At 39.2% G+C, this 18365-nt stretch carries 18 protein-coding genes; 11 read left to right on the plus strand and 7 right to left on the minus strand.

Annotated elements, in window-relative coordinates; genetic code table 11:
* Window positions 1–89, minus strand: an 89-nt coding sequence (locus tag CD039_RS12145) for a hypothetical protein (RefSeq protein ID WP_276307645.1), incomplete at its 3' end; no start/stop codon positions are given.
* Window positions 90–550: 461 nt separating this feature from the next.
* Here CD039_RS12145 and CD039_RS06335 point away from each other — a divergent pair.
* The 7 genes from CD039_RS06335 to CD039_RS06365 all read left to right on the plus strand — a co-directional run bounded on the left by CD039_RS06335 (window position 551) and on the right by CD039_RS06365 (window position 7621).
* Complete coding sequence (locus CD039_RS06335) at window positions 551–1189, plus strand: redox-sensing transcriptional repressor Rex (RefSeq protein ID WP_103371618.1); 639 nt, start codon at window positions 551–553, stop codon at window positions 1187–1189.
* Between the two features lie 119 nt (window positions 1190–1308).
* On the plus strand, window positions 1309–2244 hold the full coding sequence (locus tag CD039_RS06340) for a zinc ribbon domain-containing protein (RefSeq protein ID WP_103371619.1): 936 nt from the start codon (window positions 1309–1311) through the stop codon (window positions 2242–2244).
* A gap of 273 nt (window positions 2245–2517) precedes the next feature.
* Window positions 2518–3615: a YeeE/YedE family protein gene (locus CD039_RS06345; protein WP_103371620.1), complete on the plus strand. Its 1098-nt coding sequence runs from the start codon at window positions 2518–2520 to the stop codon at window positions 3613–3615.
* Between the two features lie 18 nt (window positions 3616–3633).
* A complete protein-coding gene (locus CD039_RS06350; protein ID WP_002471757.1) occupies window positions 3634–3858 on the plus strand; it encodes a sulfurtransferase TusA family protein in 225 nt (74 codons plus the stop codon).
* A gap of 210 nt (window positions 3859–4068) precedes the next feature.
* Window positions 4069–5085, plus strand: a complete 1017-nt coding sequence (locus CD039_RS06355; RefSeq protein ID WP_103371621.1) for a LacI family DNA-binding transcriptional regulator — start codon at window positions 4069–4071, stop codon at window positions 5083–5085.
* An 83-nt stretch (window positions 5086–5168) separates the two neighbouring features.
* On the plus strand, window positions 5169–6650 hold the full coding sequence (locus CD039_RS06360; RefSeq protein ID WP_103371622.1) for a sucrose-6-phosphate hydrolase: 1482 nt from the start codon (window positions 5169–5171) through the stop codon (window positions 6648–6650).
* The gene (locus CD039_RS06365) at window positions 6650–7621 is read left to right on the plus strand and encodes a carbohydrate kinase family protein (RefSeq protein ID WP_103371623.1); all 972 of its coding nucleotides are present in this window, start codon (window positions 6650–6652) and stop codon (window positions 7619–7621) included. Before CD039_RS06360 ends, CD039_RS06365 begins: the two co-directional genes overlap by 1 nt.
* A gap of 65 nt (window positions 7622–7686) precedes the next feature.
* Here CD039_RS06365 and agrA read toward each other — a convergent pair whose 3' ends face one another.
* From agrA to CD039_RS06390, 5 genes are all read right to left on the minus strand, one after another.
* Entirely contained in the window at window positions 7687–8403 is a 717-nt protein-coding gene (gene agrA, locus CD039_RS06370) for a quorum-sensing response regulator AgrA (protein WP_002471758.1), read from the minus strand.
* A 14-nt stretch (window positions 8404–8417) separates the two neighbouring features.
* Window positions 8418–9707 carry a quorum-sensing sensor histidine kinase AgrC gene (gene agrC / locus CD039_RS12240; protein WP_103371624.1) on the minus strand — a complete coding sequence of 430 codons (1290 nt, stop codon included), beginning with the start codon at window positions 9705–9707 and terminating at the stop codon, window positions 8418–8420.
* Window positions 9708–9727: 20 nt separating this feature from the next.
* The gene (gene agrD / locus CD039_RS06380) at window positions 9728–9868 is read right to left on the minus strand and encodes a cyclic lactone autoinducer peptide AgrD (RefSeq protein WP_103371625.1); all 141 of its coding nucleotides are present in this window, start codon (window positions 9866–9868) and stop codon (window positions 9728–9730) included.
* A gap of 1 nt (window position 9869) precedes the next feature.
* The gene (locus CD039_RS06385) at window positions 9870–10436 is read right to left on the minus strand and encodes an accessory gene regulator AgrB (protein ID WP_103371626.1); all 567 of its coding nucleotides are present in this window, start codon (window positions 10434–10436) and stop codon (window positions 9870–9872) included.
* Between the two features lie 759 nt (window positions 10437–11195).
* Window positions 11196–11981, minus strand: coding sequence for a carbon-nitrogen family hydrolase (locus CD039_RS06390; RefSeq protein WP_103371627.1), 786 nt, complete (start codon window positions 11979–11981; stop codon window positions 11196–11198).
* A 224-nt stretch (window positions 11982–12205) separates the two neighbouring features.
* Between CD039_RS06390 and CD039_RS06395 the strand changes: the two genes are divergently transcribed.
* Entirely contained in the window at window positions 12206–14578 is a 2373-nt protein-coding gene (locus CD039_RS06395) for an SdrH family protein (RefSeq protein ID WP_142384379.1), read from the plus strand.
* Window positions 14579–14633: 55 nt separating this feature from the next.
* Here the strand turns inward: CD039_RS06395 and mroQ are convergent, their stop codons facing one another.
* The gene (gene mroQ, locus CD039_RS06400) at window positions 14634–15374 is read right to left on the minus strand and encodes an intramembrane glutamic endopeptidase MroQ (protein ID WP_103371629.1); all 741 of its coding nucleotides are present in this window, start codon (window positions 15372–15374) and stop codon (window positions 14634–14636) included.
* A gap of 170 nt (window positions 15375–15544) precedes the next feature.
* Here mroQ and groES point away from each other — a divergent pair, with 170 nt between their 5' ends.
* From groES to CD039_RS06415, 3 genes are all read left to right on the plus strand, one after another.
* A complete protein-coding gene (gene groES, locus CD039_RS06405; RefSeq protein ID WP_103371630.1) occupies window positions 15545–15829 on the plus strand; it encodes a co-chaperone GroES in 285 nt (94 codons plus the stop codon).
* A gap of 27 nt (window positions 15830–15856) precedes the next feature.
* A complete protein-coding gene (gene groL / locus CD039_RS06410) occupies window positions 15857–17482 on the plus strand; it encodes a chaperonin GroEL (protein WP_103371631.1) in 1626 nt (541 codons plus the stop codon).
* A gap of 453 nt (window positions 17483–17935) precedes the next feature.
* Window positions 17936–18316 carry a DUF1433 domain-containing protein gene (locus CD039_RS06415; RefSeq protein ID WP_103371632.1) on the plus strand — a complete coding sequence of 127 codons (381 nt, stop codon included), beginning with the start codon at window positions 17936–17938 and terminating at the stop codon, window positions 18314–18316.
* Window positions 18317–18365: the final 49 nt, after the last annotated feature.

Below are 18365 nucleotides of genomic sequence, written 5' to 3' on the forward strand. Positions count from 1 at the left end.
TCGCCGCTTTTGACTTCGAAATTGACATCATTGAAGATGTCTTCGCCGTCGAATGATTTAGTAATATGGTTGAGTTGTAATAGAATCATTCTGCTTTGCACCTCACTCACTTTCATATTTTACATTATTAGGGTTTTGGATAAAATAAGAGTTGTTTATTTTCATAAAGTATTAAGGTATAATATTTTTTAGATTGTCGATAACTAGATGTTAATTGACGACGAATACAAATAAATAGCTATTATGGAATGATGAGTCTAAAATATAATAAAGTGTATCAGCTTAAGAAAATAATAGATAAAATGAGTGATTAGAAATTATTTTCAATGTCGACTCGAGACGCATGATGGAGCTAGACCACAACGAAAATCCATTCTTTGAGCTTTTTGAGCGAAAAGAATTAGTTGAGTGTGGTCCCATATGCAAGCGAGAGTCAAAACATTGAAAATTGCATACTCATTAATTTACCCGAGACTCGTTCCATTAGCTAGTTAGTATCTAAGAGTAATAGTTTCATTGATTGAAGACTCATATTGAGGAGGAAGCCCAAATGGCTATTCATAGCGATAAGATTCCTCGCGCTACTTTAAAGCGTTTACCTTTATATTATAGATTCGTCAATACCTTGAAAGCAAAGGGAATTGATCGAGTTAATTCTAAGACCATTAGCGAGGGTCTAAATATAGATTCAGCAACGATACGTCGTGATTTTTCCTACTTTGGAGAGTTAGGTAAGAAAGGCTATGGTTATAACATCGAGAGTTTGTTAAACTTTTTTAAAAATGAAATCAACGAGAACCAAGATATTAAAATTGCTCTCGTGGGTGTAGGTAACCTTGGGAAAGCCTTGCTCACATATAACTTCTCTATCCATGATGAAATGACGATTACTGAGGCGTTCGATATCCGAGATGAGATTATCGGTAAACAAATCGGTAGTGTTGCTGTGAAACATATGGATCAACTGCAAGAGACGTTGGCGCATGAAGCGATAGATGTAGTGATTCTGACGACGCCAGAATCTGCAGCTCAGAATGTTGCCAATCAATTGGTGGAAGCAGGGGTTAAAGGAATCCTGAATTTCTCACCTGCACGTATTGAGACGCCAGACTCTGTTCAAGTCCATCAAATTGATTTAGGTATCGAATTGCAGTCACTACTATTCTTTATGAAGAATTACCAAAGTTAAGATTAAAGCTAGTGAGAATGGGATAATGATTACTATATTCTGTTATTATCCTATTTTTATTAGCTATATCAATAAATGTCACATTTTTCGTAATACGATTGAAAGGGGTATGTATAACAATGGTCTTCTGTACCAATTGCGGTCATAAGAACTCAGAAAATCAAAAGTTCTGTGTGAATTGTGGCGCACCACTTAGAAATGCAAATGCATCTCAACAAGCATCACACAAGCAAGATAAGGAAGAAACACAATCTCAACATCATGATTCTCAGCACGCATCTGCTCAGCAACAACATAATCAAGGTGGTCACCAAGATCATGCGCGCCATACGACTCAATCTTCAGCTTCTCAATCACATGAGCCACATCAACAAACACGTCAAGCATCACATACATATCAACAGGAGCCAGACAAACGAGGTGGCTCTAAAGTGTGGATTGTGATTTCAACAATCATCTTCTTAGCTATTCTTGCAGCGCTCATCTTTGGTGCCTATAAACTTTATGATCACTATACAAACAAATCAGACGATCACAAGCAGTCTCAACATGCGTCTAAGAAAGATTCAAACAAATCGAAGTCTAGTGATTCTGATGATAGTTCTAGTAATAAAGACAAAGATGACGACCCCGCGGATAACCCAACAGATCCTGATGCAGCGAAAGTAAACGTATTCAGTGATCATTTTGATAAAAACTATATGAAAGCACCATCTAAACAAGGTTATAACGGTATCAATAATGGTATGACGAGAGAGCAAGTTGAGAAGAAACTCGGTCATCCTGAAGGTGAAGTCGATGGACGTGACCACGTCTTCAAGCAGTACCATGATTTAGCTGTTTACTATAACGATGATGATGAGGTTGAACAAGTTGCGATTGCGCCTCACGGTGTCAGCAAGAGTGAGTACATCGATGTGTATAGTGAACCTGACGATCACGAAGGTGACGACCTCGTATATGACTCAGATACGACAAATAACTTTAGTGTGGTCGTAACTGTTGACGGCGGTTCAGTGAAGACGATTGAGAACATTGACCAACTTGATCGTTAATTTAAGATTAAAGGTGATGTAGCTTTGGTTAAAAGGCTCATGTCACCATCACAAATGAATATATTATTCAGAGAGCGGAACTTATGAAGGTTTCGCTCTTTTTTTGTGTGCTGAAAAGAGATGCTTCTAGTGTCAATAGTATACATCTTCACTTTTATCTTATATGCAAATTATCTCTAACATAATGTTAGTCAGAAGTCTTGAAATAGGATTATTATAGTATTATTATTGTTATTAATCATATTAGTTTTATCGGGAATAGGGAGTGAAGTTATGAACTGGTTGATCTTAACTGGGATTATCGTTGGTATACTACTCGGATTTATTATGCAGCGTACGAGATTCTGTCTCGCTGGTGGATTCCGTGACATGTATGTCCAGAAGAACAACAAGATGTTCTACGCATTATTAATCGCCATTGCAGTTCAAAGTATTGGACTATTTACATTATCTGCATTCGGCGTCGTGAAAGTACCACATGAATCTTATCCACTCATTGGTACAATCATTGGTTCATTTATCTTTGGTATCGGTATCGTTCTCGCAGGTGGTTGTGCAACAGGAACTTGGTATCGTGCAGGTGAAGGTCTCATCGGAAGTTGGGTCGCGCTCGTCGCATACGGTTTCACTTCAGCAGTGACGAAATTTGGTATTCTCCAACCAGTGATGGGACGCGTCAATCAGCCTACACAATACCGCACTAGCATGGCTGATACGACAGGCATTCCGAACTGGGTTTGGGTCATTGCATTGTCATTGATCACACTATTCTTTGTGGTAAAAACACTACGCAAACCGAAACCTAAAATTGCAGTTCCGAAATTAAAACAAAAATATACGGGTCTTAGACATCTATTATTCGAAAAACGCTATCACCCGTTCGTAGCCGCGATCGGTGTCGGATTAGTGGCCTTACTCGCATGGCCTTTAAGTGAAATGACAGGGCGTATGCATGGCTTAGGAATTACGACACCTTCAGCGAACATCTCACAATTCCTAGTGACAGGTGATCTTAAACTCATCGACTGGGGCGTAATGCTCGTCTTAGGTATCTTTATCGGTTCTTATATTGCCGCATGTGGTTCTCGCGAATTCAAATGGCGTCTACCAGATAAGAAGACAATTCGCAATAGCGTAATCGGCGGTGTATGCATGGGCTTCGGTGCTTCAGTAGCTGGCGGTTGCTCAATCGGTAACGGTCTTGTAGAAACAGCGATGTTCTCATGGAAAGGCTGGGTTGCACTCGCATCAATGATCCTCGGAACTTGGTTCATGAGTTATTTCATGTTCGTTAAACCAATGAAACAAGCGAAGAAAGCAACTCAATCACAAACAGCGCAAGTGAAATCTCATCAAACGCAAACGACTTAATATACAGGAGGTATAAGCATGGTACATGAATTAGGCACAGTAGGTATGGTCTGCCCATTCCCACTCATTGAAGCACAGAAGAAGATGGAAACATTGGATTCAGGAGACGAATTGAAGATCGACTTTGACTGCACGCAAGCCACTGAGGCGATTCCAAACTGGGCAGCAGAACAAGGCTATCCAGTAACAAATTACGAACAACTTGATGACGCTTCATGGACGATTACAGTTCAGAAAGCTTAAGAGAATAGAATAATATGTAAAAGTGATGCCGCTTCTGTCGTGATGATTGAAGCGGCATTTTTATATTAAGGCGGAAAGGCATTTTACTATACGCGAAATAGACGATAACAATCTCAAGTTAATTCCCATTAAAGAGTAGGTTCACTGTAAGCTGTGTGGTAAAATATGGATTGAAATCGTAAGTGACAAGAGTGTTGAGAGGTCTTAGATATGAAGAATATTACAGATATAGCGAAGATGGCAGGCGTGTCTAAAAGTACGGTATCGCGATATCTGAATAATGGTTCAGTGAGCGAACAAACGAAACAGTTATTAGATCAAATTATTCAAGAAACGAATTACCAACCGAACCAGTTTGCGCAAAGTTTGAGAGCGCGACGTACGAATTTGATAGGGGCCATCATTCCGCGCATGAATTCACATGCGGTCGACGAAACGATTAGTGGCGTGAAAGAGGCCTGTGATGAGCATGATTGCCAACTCTTACTGAATTTCACGAACTTGGATAAAGGCTTAGAAATTGAAGCGTTAAAGATGTTTCAGCGTAGTAAGGTGGATGGCATCGTCTTTATGGCAACGGAAATTACGGAAGAACTTCAAGATATCATCGACCAGCTAGGTGTTCCAGTTGTGATTGTTGGTCAGAACAAAGAAAGCTTCAATTGCGTCGTTCATGATGACTATCGTGCAGGTCAACTCGTGGGCGATTACATAGGTCAACAGACGATGGGGCATGGTACGTCCAATTCGGAGATAAACACAATGTCCCAGTCACCCCAAGTTCAATTCTTCGGTGTGACAGAAGAAGACTACGCAGTGGGTGTGTTACGTAAAAAGGGCGTACTCAACGCTTTAACTCATCATAATATTAAGCCTAACTTCACATTAACGTCATTTAATTATCAAGATGCATTGCAAGATATCACAGCGTATTTTCAACAACATCCTATATCGCAATATGACACGATTGTAGGGGCTACGGATGCCATTGCTTTAGCAGTCTATAAATATTGTAGTCAACATCAAACGCGAGAACATTGGCCGACGATGATTGGTTTTGGTGGAGATCCGATGACTGAGCTTGTATCGCCACCGATTCATACAGTGAAATATCAATATCGTGAAGCAGGCAAAGTCGCGATTGCACAACTTTTCAAAGCGCTCAATCAACAATCAATTCAGTCACCACAGATGATTGATGTGCATTTTACAGAAAGAGAATCATAAGGAATGAATAAGTGGAACCGATACCAAACGAGCGGTTATCCATGTTAGAATAAGGTCATGAGTAAGTAACAGGAGGAACGGATATGAAAGCGTGGACGAGAGAAGAACGATATCAACCTATGGAAGCGGTGAGTCCAGTCACACTAGAAGCGATGAAAGAACAAGTGGCGGAGTCGCCGTATCGCCAGACTTTCCATATTCAACCTGAGACGGGGCTGTTGAATGATCCGAACGGGTTGATTTACTACGATGGCGAGTATTACATCTCTCACCAGTGGTTTCCACTCGGTGCGGTGCATGGCTTGAAATACTGGTTTAACTATCGCAGTCGTGACCTCGTGCACTTTGAACCACATGGCGCGATTCTGAAACCGGATACGGAGTACGATAGTCACGGCGTTTATAGTGGCAGTGCCTTTGAGTATCAAGGTCGCTTGTATTACATGTATACAGGTAACCATCGGGATGAGGACTGGTCACGTACGTCTTCTCAGTTGATTGCTAAAATGGAAGACGATGGGACATTGAAGAAGTTTCCTAAACCTATGGTTGCTGGTCCACCTGAAGGCTATACACAACACTTTAGAGATCCGAAAGTCTTTCAACGTGGTGATACCTACTATGCGATCTTAGGGGCGCAAACTGAAGATGAAGCAGGGCGCCTCCTCTTGTATAAATCGACAGATATTGTGAAGTGGGAATTTCATGGAGAAGTGCAGACGCGTCTCGATGCATTCGGCTATATGTGGGAATGTCCTGATTACTTTGAATTAGATGGGCATGATGTCGTCATGTTCTGTCCTCAAGGTATTGAAAGTGATGGCGAACGCTATCGCAATATTTATCAATCAGGTTATTTAATTGGTCAATTTGATATTGAACAATTGGAGTTAAACCATGGCGATTTCTTAGAATTGGATCACGGGTTTGATTTTTACGCACCTCAGACGTTTACGAGCGAAGACGGAGAGCGCATCTTGATAGGATGGATGGGCTTGCCAGACACAGCTTACCCAACTGATAAAGACGATTGGGCACATTGTCTTACAGTTCCACGCTCATTACATATTGAGGATGGCAAGTTAAAGCAACGTCCGATTGCGAATTTACAGAAGTTGCGCACCAATGAGGAAACGGCGCTCGGCTATGCGAATAAATTTAATCGCAAATTACAGCCATACGAAGGCAAGCAATATGAGCTCATAATAGATATTCTGGAAAATGAAGCGACAGAACTCTATTTCGAGTTACGTGCCTCAAAGACGCAATCGACTTTGATTACGTATAACACGCGTACACAGAAGTTAACGTTAGATCGCTCTGAAAGCGGACCTCTGCCAGAACCTGTAGATGGAACGACACGAAGTACAGTACTCGACACACCGTTACAGCAACTTCAAATCTTTGTAGATACTTCAAGCATAGAAATCTTCTGTAATGATGGCGAACGTGTACTGACTTCACGTATCTTCCCTGATTCAGAAGCGACAGGTATTAAAGCTTCAACAGAATCAGGACAAGTATACTTGAAATTTACGAAATATGATTTAGAGGAGAATGCATAATGCGTCATTTATTTGCGATTGGGGAAGCGTTGATCGACTTTATCCCTAACCAAACAGATATATTATTGAAAGACGTTGAAGGTTTCACTCGCCAAGTAGGAGGTGCGCCTTGTAACGTTGCTGCTACAGTAGCGAAGTTAGGTGACCAAGCTGAAATGGTAACGCAACTTGGAGAAGATGCCTTTGGTGATTTAATTGTGAGTACATTAGATGAGATTGGCGTGGGCACAAAGCACGTGTTGCGAACGTCAGAAGCGATGACCGCGCTAGCGTTTGTGAGCTTAACTGCTAGCGGTGCACGCGATTTCTCATTCTATCGCAAACCTTCAGCGGATATGTTGTACGACAAGGTTAATATTGAAACTTTGGATGTCCATGCAGACGATATTATGCATTTCTGTTCCGTTGACTTGGTTGAGAGTGAGATGCGTGAGGCGCACCAAGCATTGATTGATACGTTTCATCGTGTAGGCGGAACAGTAGTATTTGATCCGAATGTGCGCTTGCCGTTGTGGGATAGTCCAGAAGCTTGTCAGCAGGCGATTCGTCAGTTTATTCCTCAGGCACATATAGTGAAGATTTCTGATGAGGAACTTGAGTTTGTGACGGGTAAAAGTAATGAAAGAGAAGCGCTTGACTGGCTTTTCCAAGGTCAGGTAGAAGCGGTTGTTTATACGAAAGGTGCTGAAGGAGCAACCCTTTATTTAGCAGACGGCACAGAATTAAGTCATGGCGGCTTTAAAGTACAACCAATCGATACTACAGGCGCTGGAGATGCCTTTATCGGAGCGTTTATTGCTCGCTTGTTAGAAGAAGATAAACAGTCCCTTTCTGATTTGCTTAAAAAGAATGGGGAAGACATGTTGCGCTTTAGTAACTATGTTGCGAGTGTAGTTACGACGCAATATGGCGCAATTAGTAGTATACCTGAACGCGAGGCAGTTGAAGCGGGTCTGAATAAAGAACAATGATTTGAATAGTATAAAATGAGCACCGTCCCATGAGTAGGGCGGTGCTTTCGTGTGTAAATATGGAATTAAATCTTTTTCACGTTACGAACAGAGGCATAGCACTCTTCACCATTTTTAAAATAAACTGTCCGTGACTTCGAATCGATCGACTCGATGTTGTGGCGATTAACAACAAAGCTGTTGTGGCATCTAAAGAAACGGTCATCAAGCTGACTCAATTCTTTCAAATTACCATAGAATTCAATTTGGCGATTATCTAAATGAGCGATAAGTCGATGGGATTTGGAAGATGATTCAAAGAACATCACGTCATCATATTGTACATAGGCGGAGTTGCTACCGCGTTTCAATTCGATTGTCTCAACATTACTTTCTTTACTGAGCAATTTGAGACGAGCTTCAGACGTTTCAAGACAATCGATAATACGTTTTTGTAGCTCATTTGGCTCATCTTTGAAAATAAAGTCCATAGCGGAAACTTTGTAAACGAAAGTCAGATAAGTGAGCTCACTATGACTCGTTACGAAAATGATATTGCCGACAGGGTCATGCTTACGAATTTCACTCGCGAGTTTAATTCCGTTCATGTCCGCTTCAAGTTGAATATCTAAGAAATAACAACCGATATCATTAATTTCTTTAGAACGCTCAAGTACCGCATAAGGATCGTCCGTAGACATTTCCACCTTCATTGGTTTCTCCTCAATCATAATGTAGTTGTTGATAATTGATTCAATACTTTCACGTTGCTTAATATCATCTTCACAAATGAATATTTTCAAATCTCGTCACATCCTTAAGGCTCGAAGTCTAATATTTCTACTTTTTGAATGAAAAAGCCGTTCTCAATCGTTGTATCTAGTAGCACATTCTCATTATCCTCAGCAATTTCTTTCAATGTAGATAAACCTAAACCACGATTATCTCCTTTAGTAGAGAAATTCTCTTCAAAGAGCGTGTGAACACGTGGCATATCAGGTTGACATTTATTCATTACTATAAATGTAACAGATTCACTCTCTTGAATAAAACCAACCCTGATGAGTGGTTCGTCTTCAAGTTGTTCAGACGCCTCAATCGCATTGTCTAAGATAATGCCGATCATGCGGGAGAGGTCGATCGTTTGAAGATTAATCTTTTCAATAATATCAGGCACTTCAATACTGATTCTGATGTTTTTCTCTTGCGCTTGAAGAATCTTCGTCGTAAGAAGCCCTTTGATTTCACGTACATGGAAATTCTCTAGGCCATTGATCTTAATCGATTTCGCCTGCATATTGTCTTGCATAGGTACGATTTCTTCATTAAAATATTTGCGCAAACCTTCCATATCATCCTCACGAATAAATTCAGACATCGTTGAGAGGATATTCACATAATCATGGCGGAATTTGCGCATCTCATTGTTGATTTTTTCAATTTTAAGCGTGTATTCGTAATAGTTTTGAATTTCTCTTTTATTACGCTTATAGTGTACCTCTCTTAAAATAGTAAAAGAAATAGTAACTATTAACATTGAAATAGTTACTATACCTACCACACTAATTATTGCCATTACTTTATAAGAAACAAATGAACTATATTCGGTTGGCAGTATATAATACACCGTAACAAATATTAAAAATAAAACTATACTCAAAATTATAAGATAAACATTATTAACGGATAAAATGGTATTAGATAATCTTTTAGTAAGAAATCTAATTAAAAACGTTAGAATTACACTGGAAACGAAAAAGATAGAAGTATATCCTATTAAAAAGTAATGACCTTTATCAAAAATACCAAATGATCCTAAAGTCCAAATCGCTACTACGTTAGAAAAATATAAAGAAAGTGAAGAAAGGACTAAAGAGAGTACACCAAATGTTTTATTTTTGCGATATAGATACACTATCATAATTGGTAAAAATATAAAGATACTTTCTCTACCAAGATATATGAGTAAAATGTGTAAGAATATAGTTAATACTATAAAGAAGATATAATCTTTGGTTTTAAGTTTTAAATTATTTATGACTACCACAGTAAAGTAAGTTATAACTAATTGAATTGTCCCGATGATTAAGTCATTTAGAGTATCCATAATTTACACACTTTCTAGGTTTATTTATCCATTTTATCTATTAATTCTTTTGGAACAGTCGGTTCATCTATATAAGCACCACAACCTACTTTTGCGGCTATATTACCAAAATAAGTAAAAACATTGATTAATATTTTAAATAAAGTATCTAAAATTGCCATTTTAGAGCTCCTCCTTTTTAAAGAAAATAGGCAATTGTAGAATGCCTATTATAAATATTCCATAATATATAAGTCCAGAGAAGGGCTTATTCAAGAAAAATGATATCACAATTAAAATGATAGCTGTTATAACTGCTAATATTTTTTTCTTTTTATGAAACTTCTTTGGTATTGGTTGTTTTTCAGTAATTCCAGGTGAATATTTAATTAATAGAGCGACACCTAAAAGTGCTAAAAATAACATTATATAATCTGATCTCACTAAGGTTACTAGCCAAGGTAGAAAAATGAATAAAATCAAATTAAATATATGACAATATAATGGTTTTTTAGCGTGTGCTCCATGAGCATTAAACCGTAATATTAAAAATGTTAAATGAACAGTTAGTGTATAAAGGAAGATTCCTAGAAGAAGGGAGACGCCATAAGTTACAATCATTTTAGTCAAGTTTATCATTACAGTTTGCATACCCAATCTCACTTTTAAATAGGTGATATGGTCTAAGTTATTTCGATCTCTGAGATAACTAGCAAATTTTTCTATACCATTATCTATAAACTTTGCCATAGCGTTTCTCTCCTTACTCTAATTATACGAATTAAAGTAAGAACTGTGCATTTACATGCTTAACTGTTCACATTTAATTCCTAACTGTTATTAAAATATTTTCCTTATTGATTTTAACATAAAATAGAATACAGTTTAGAATAAAAAATTACGAGTTAGGGATTATGTACCAACAGGGGTTGGCACCGTGTTTTAATAAAGATGTATCATAAAGAGATGATACAGAGTCACTTGAATTTCTAAGTGTAGATAGCGCTACTGATACAAACTAGGAATCAATACTCGAATCGTTCGGTTGTAACTGACTCTTCGTATAGTTTGAAAGTAGAACGATATCATTTCTTTGAATATTTAACAAGGAGTTACAGATTTATGACACAAGATATCGTAGAAACAGTAACTAAATTTGTTAAATTAATCGCAGAAACAGTTAAGAAATTCACTAAGTAAGCATTGATAATCCCTATTAAGACTGTAATATTGCTCAGTCGCAAGTCAAGTGTCATTACATTTGCTTAAGCAACAGCAAACAAGTATTAACATGTAAGCTATCGTAACATCATTCAATCTATCATTATAATAATCGGTAAATTCACTAAATTTTTTCATAATTAATAACATCCCCAAAAATAGATAAAGAAAAAATAACTGTAAAACATTCCCTTAATAATCAAGCCGTGAGTCCCTCCCAAGCTCACGGCTTTCCCTATGTCTGAAGATGTTGATTCTGTGTAGTTTCGTTACCGATTGCTATGCTCTCTACTTATAAAGTTCCTTTCTCAAGTTCTCGAAAACAGGTATTGCTTTACGCTGTTGAGTCACTTCTTCCATATTTAAATCTAACTCAATTTGTCCTTCTTCGTGTTCTAATTCCGCTAATATTTCACCATTTGGATTAACGACGATTGAATGGCCTGCATATTCTGTTGCGCCATCGTTGCCACAACCATTGCTTCCCACGACGAACATATCATTCTCAATTGCCCTCGCTTGGAGTAGGGCACGCCAATGTGCTTTACGGGCTTCTGGCCACTGTGCGACATAGAAAGCAATTTGTGCACCTTCTCGCGCTGGATAGCGTAAGAGTTCAGGAAATCTCAAGTCATAGCAAATAATCTGAGTTGCTGAGACATCGTCTGTAAGTTGAAACGCTTCAGGTACTTTGTCGCCAGCTTCGAGATAGTCAGGCTCTTGCAACATCGGCACAAGATGCACTTTATCGTAGTTATTGATGATTTCTCCAGATTTGTTGACAGTAAATGCAGTGTTGTAAACTTTATCATTTTTAATATTTGAGACAGATCCAGCTACAATTGCGACGTTATAGTCTTGTGCGAGTTGAGCGATGAATTGCTGGCTGCGTTGTAAGTTGTGATCTGCTAGGTCATTGAGTTGTGCTAAGGCGTAGCCGTTGTTCCACATTTCTGGAAGTACAACGCATTCTGTGTGTTCTGTGACGTTTTTGTCAAAGAGTTGTTTGATCTTATTTTCGTTTTGTTGTGCATTTGCGGGTTCTATTCTGAATTGTAATACAAGCACTTTCACTTTTATCAGTCCTTTTATAAAAGTAATTATACATAATATACTAGAAAATGATAGCGTTTTCAAAATATAATAAATTCGACTTTTTTGAAGTCATAGTGTTACAAAGATTTTACGATAAAATTAATTTTTTAAATTCATATTCAAAAAGTACTATTAACATAATAAAATATGTTAAGTTACAGATAAGAACAATGTGAAGAATGGGAGAAAGAGAGGTGAGCGAGATGAAAAAATGGCCACATAAATTGATAGCGACAGGTGCAATACTCACGTTAAGTACATCATTGGTGAGTAAACAAGCGAGTGCGGAAGACATGACTCATAATCAAGTAGAAAATGCGCCGATGATGAATGCGCAAAATGATGCTGGGATGACGAATCAGTCATCATTTGAAGCGGTGAACCAGAATCAAACTGAAGAAAATGAAGAGGGGCAGTCCAGCGATAGACAAGAAACAGACGAGATGCCTCACCAAAGTGAAGAAGTAACTTCCAACGAAAACGATCAAGAGGGATCAGCTAGTGAACCAGCTGAGAGTACAGAAACAGTAGGAAATAACGATAGCCAGAACAGTCGTAATCAGCAATCCGCTTCAGACTCAAAGGAAGAACAATCAAGTGGTGAAAGTCAAAACCAGCAAGATGAAAATAATTTAGAAGAAAATACCACTGATAATCAAGAAAATGGTTCAGTTGATCATGAAAATGAGCGTCACAATGACGATGTAGGTCAAAATTCAAATGACGATGACGAGTCCAATAATAGTGGTCAAGACGAGAGACAAGAGGGCCAAGATAATCATTCTGACGACAGTAATCAACAAGAGGGCGATAACTCAAATAGTGATGCTGGCAAAGACCTAGATCATTCTCAAGGTAACGACAATCAAGATGGTTCTGACGATAATCAGAATGATTCTAACTCAAACCAGAATGGTGATGATAACCAAGGGTCAGATGATGATCAAAGTGGTGATGATGACCAAGCTGATTCAGATCAACAACAAGACGATGACCAAAAAGATGACAACTCAGATTCTGACAAAGACCAACAAGGCGATGATCAACACGATAACCCTGGTCAAGGTAGCGACGATGATAAAGATGACAACCACCAAGACGATCCTGGAAAACATCAAGGTGATGACGATGACCAAAAAGGTGACAATGATCAATCAGGAGATGGCAAACACGATAATCATTCTGATGATGATTCACAAGATCCGTCTGGTGGCCAACACTCTGGTGATGATCCATCTCACTCTGGGAAAGATCCTGGGCAAGGTGGTCAAGATCAACCTGGTAAAGGTGGAGACTCCGATGATCAAGGTGACCCTCACGGCGGTCAAGATCAGCCAGGACAAGGTGGCCAAAGTGGCGGCAAAGATCATCCGAGCGATAAGCCAGGACATAACGACAACCCCGGCGATCAAGGAGATCCGAGTGACAAGCCTGGGCACGACGGAGATGATCAACCAAGCGACAAACCAGGTCAAGGCGATCATCAAGGTGGACAAACCGATCCAGATCAACCGTCAGACCCTTCACATCAAGGCGGTCATTCAGGAGATCAAGATCCACACCCTAGCCAACCTTCACAAGGTGACCAGCCATCTGGTTCAGGTTCGCAAGGATCTCATTCGCAACATCCAAGTCAGCCATCTGGTCCACAAGGCGGGCAAAGTGGTCACGATGGCCAGCACAATCCATCTTCTCAACAACCATCGCAACAAGGTGGACAGTCAGGCCAAGCACATCAACCTGGTCAAGGAAAGAGTGACAACCCACAAGGTGTACCACCGGCGCAACAACATCACAATGAGCCGACACGCGTAAATCATCAGCCGTCACATCAACAACGCCCAGATTATCAAGGTATGGTACCACCTGCACATCATAATTCGAACCAGCAGGGGAATACTAGTCGAAACGATTCAAATCAAAATCGATTTAATGGCACGAATTTTACCTCAACAGTGAATCGTCCAACGTCACAGAATACACAACCAGATTCGAATCAATCACGCAGTCATTGGTACGACCGTTTCACAGGACAGCGTAATCAGGATTCGCAAGACAACTCCATTCTTCAACGCTTTAAGTCTATGGCGACCGGTTCTCTCAAATACAATCCTTTCGTCGTCGATCAAGTAAAAGAGTTGCATCATAACGATAATAAAGTAAGTAATAATGAAATTAATAATATCCTTAAAAAACAAAACTTCTCTGATAATCATTATTTAAACTCATTACAGAAACAAACGCGATATTTCAAATTCCAATATTTTAACCCGCTCAAAGCCTCTCACTATTACAAGAATTTAGACCAACAAGTGCTAGCGCTGATCACAGGGGATATTGGTTCAATGCCGGATTTAAAGAAGCCACACGAGGGTAACGATAAGAGTAAAAGTCAATACGAATATCAGCAGAATAAAGATGACAAGATGACAGATACGAGCAAGAATCAAGATGCAGCGAACGAAGCAGTGAAATATAAGCGTACAACGATTTCGCTCATCACAGCAATGGTCGTCATCTTCCTCGGCACTATTATTGCCTACATTTATCGCTTAAGAAAACCTGAAGATTCATAAACAAAGAAACCATCTCTTCCATAAAGTTGAAGCGGAAGAGATGGTTTCTCGTTTTTTAGAAAATGAAATGTAAAATAAATGATGTTTGTTCTTGTAATGATTTAATTTTATCTGGACCAATCACAATCTGCATCAATACGACAGTACCATTCATCATCATATGAATCAGAATACTGACCCAAATGCGTTTCGTATAGACATAGAATCCAGCGAGTATAATACCGAGCACGAAATAAGTTAAGAAGTGGGACGGATCGCTATGCGCAAATGAGAAGATTGTAGAACTCACGACTGCCGCAAGGATAAAGGCTAATTTGTTGTAACCGCGAATCATGTTGTAAATCTCGCCAAATATGACTTTACGAAAGACGAATTCTTCAAGCATTGGCCCCACGATAGAAATCAAGATGATAAACATTGGGAATTGACGCGCGATTTTCATCAAGTTCTCTGTGTTCTCACTCGACTGTGGTGCACCGAGGAGGATGTTGATGATATTTGTGAGCATCTGCGCCATCATCACAGCCACATAACCTGCGACTGCCCAGAGAATGACGTAACGTTTCTCTTCTCTCGGCGGACGTTCAAGTCGTAATGGATTGCGAATGAAATTATGTAAGAAGATAATGATGATGGCAGCGATGATAAAGAGGATGACTTGCGTATACATATTAGCCGTCAAGAGTTCTTTATCTGACATGCCGTTATAGAAACCGAGCCCTTTTAAGATCAATGGCCCGAACTGTGCGAGTAAGTAAATAACAATCGTTAAGATTGAAATTGATACACGTGACATAATGTACCTCCAATTTTTGTTTATAATTCATTTTATCGTAAAAGTGATTCAGGTACAAAATACGTGAGTGTTAAACTTGAAATGTTGACCAACTTTGATTAATATAAAAGTATGTTAGCACTCGAAAGGCGATAGTGCTAAACTTTTCCCGACGATGAGGAGGTAACAACATGTTAAAACCTATTGGCAATCGTGTTGTAATCAAAAAAATTGAACAAGAACAAACTACGAAAAGTGGTATTGTCTTAACTGATAGTGCAAAAGAAAAATCAAATGAAGGTGAAGTCGTAGCAGTCGGATCAGGCCAACTACTCGATAACGGCTCACGCGTTGAACCAGAAGTTAAAGAAGGAGATAAAGTCGTCTTCCAAGAATACGCAGGTACAGAAGTGAAACAAGGCGACAACAAATATTTAATCTTAAGTGAATCAGATATATTAGCAGTAATTCAATAATTGAAGTAGAACTGGAGGGTTCCAATAATGGCTAAAGACTTGAAATACTCAGAAGACGCACGCCAAGCAATGTTGCGCGGTGTCGATAAACTCGCAAATGCGGTGAAAGTAACAATCGGTCCTAAAGGCCGCAATGTCGTGTTAGATAAATCGTATACATCTCCACTCATCACAAACGATGGTGTGACAATCGCTAAAGAAATCGAACTTGAAGATCCTTATGAGAATATGGGTGCGAAACTCGTTCAAGAAGTTGCGAACAAGACGAACGAAATCGCTGGTGACGGTACGACTACCGCTACAGTATTAGCTCAAGCGATGATTCAAGAAGGGCTTAAGAACGTGACAAGCGGCGCAAACCCAGTCGGTATTCGTCAAGGTATCGATAAAGCAGTGGAAGTGGCAACACAAGCATTGCACGATATTTCTCAAAAAGTTGAAAATAAAAATGAAATTGCGCAAGTTGGCTCAATTTCTGCAGCTGACGAAGAAATTGGTAAATATATTTCAGAAGCGATGGACAAAGTAGGTAATGACGGTGTTATCACTATTGAAGAGTCTAACGGCTTTAACACTGAACTCGAAGTTGTTGAAGGTATGCAATTCGATCGTGGTTACCAATCTCCATACATGGTCACAGATTCAGATAAAATGGTGGCAGATCTCGAACGCCCTTACATTTTAATCACAGATAAGAAAATCTCATCATTCCAAGATATCCTACCTTTACTCGAACAAGTCGTACAATCTAACCGTCCAGTCTTAATCGTGGCTGACGAAGTCGAAGGCGATGCATTAACTAACATCGTGCTCAACCGTATGCGTGGAACGTTCACTGCAGTAGCTGTTAAAGCGCCAGGCTTCGGCGATCGTCGTAAGGCAATGTTAAAAGACTTAGCGATCCTCACAGGCGCGCAAGTCATCACTGACGACCTCGGCTTAGACTTGAAAGATGCGACGGAGGACATGTTAGGTACTGCCAATAAAGCAGAAATCACGAAAGATCACACAACAATCGTTGATGGCGACGGTAAAGAAGAAGATATCGACGCTCGTGTGAGTCAAATCAAAGCACGTATGGAAGAAACTGAATCTGAGTTCGATATCGAGAAACTTCAAGAACGTCTTGCGAAATTAGCAGGCGGTGTAGCAGTGATCAAAGTGGGTGCTGCGAGTGAAACTGAGCTCAAAGAACGCAAGCTCCGTATCGAAGACGCGTTGAACTCAACACGTGCCGCAGTTGAAGAAGGTATCGTTGCAGGTGGCGGTACAGCTTATATGAATATCTATGATAAAATTGCGGATATCGAAGCAGAAGGTGACGTTGCTACAGGTGTAAACCTCGTCTTGAAAGCGTTAGAAGCGCCTGTACGCCAAATTGCTGAAAATGCTGGCTTAGAAGGTTCAATAATCGTTGAACGCTTGAAAAATGCCGATGTCGGTGTAGGCTTTAACGCTGCAGATGACGAATGGGTAAACATGATTGATGCAGGTATCGTGGATCCTACAAAAGTGACACGTTCTGCATTACAACACGCAGCAAGTGTCGCAGCGATGTTCTTAACTACAGAAGCAGTCGTTGCTGAAATTCCTGATAAAGATGACAACGAAGGTCAAGCAGGAATGGGCGGCGGCATGCCAGGTATGATGTAGGAATAGTGCTGGATGCCGGTGTGTCAGTGATTTGATGTGTGTGTCGAGCTCCGATTTGGCGGTTATAATAATGCCGCTCAGATTTAAAATGATTATATAAATAGATGGAGACGCCTTCCATGAGTTGATTGGACTTGTGGGAGGCGTCCTTTTTTGTGGGTTTGGGAGAGGTGGGTTGGGACGCAGAGTACCCATAGTATTAGGCGGAATTGTGAAGTAACGAGGTTCAGGATTAAAGTGTAGGTTGAGAGACATTTTAACTCATAGAGATATCGTGGGAGCCCGTAGAAAAGATAAAATATGTTAGTAGAGAGCGAATTAAATTTGAGTTTCGGTTAACAAAAGTAAAGCTAATGAGGAAGAGATAAGTATTAGTGGAATTAGATAGATCTCGGTAAAGTGTATTGAAATATGTTATGTTTACTATGATATTTATGAATTTATCTTTGAGGAATGATCGTAGTGAAGAGAAAGACTTATTTAAATGTTGGAATTATAGCTCTAATTCTAATAGTTGTAGGGTCTTATTTAATATATAAGCATAACGAAAAAGAGAAATTTTATAGTGAGCAAAAAGAAAGAATCACTACTTACATGAAATATAATGTTAAAAATTATAAGAGCATAACGTTTACTAATTTTAAAAGAAACCCCATGGATGGTTATGACATAACTGGTTATATAAATAACGATAAAAAACTTAAGTTCACAGCTGGTATAAGGTCTACAGAAAATTATCAATTTGATGTGGATATGTCGTATACTGATAAACTCGATAATTTAATGATTAAAAATCAAAAAACTCTTACTCAAATTGAAAAGGAAAAGAAATAGTGAATCTCATGAAACTATAAGAGAAAATCTCCCGATAATTGCATAAACT

The sequence above is a fragment of the Staphylococcus argensis genome, from assembly GCF_002902305.1.
GTDB lineage: Bacteria > Bacillota > Bacilli > Staphylococcales > Staphylococcaceae > Staphylococcus > Staphylococcus argensis.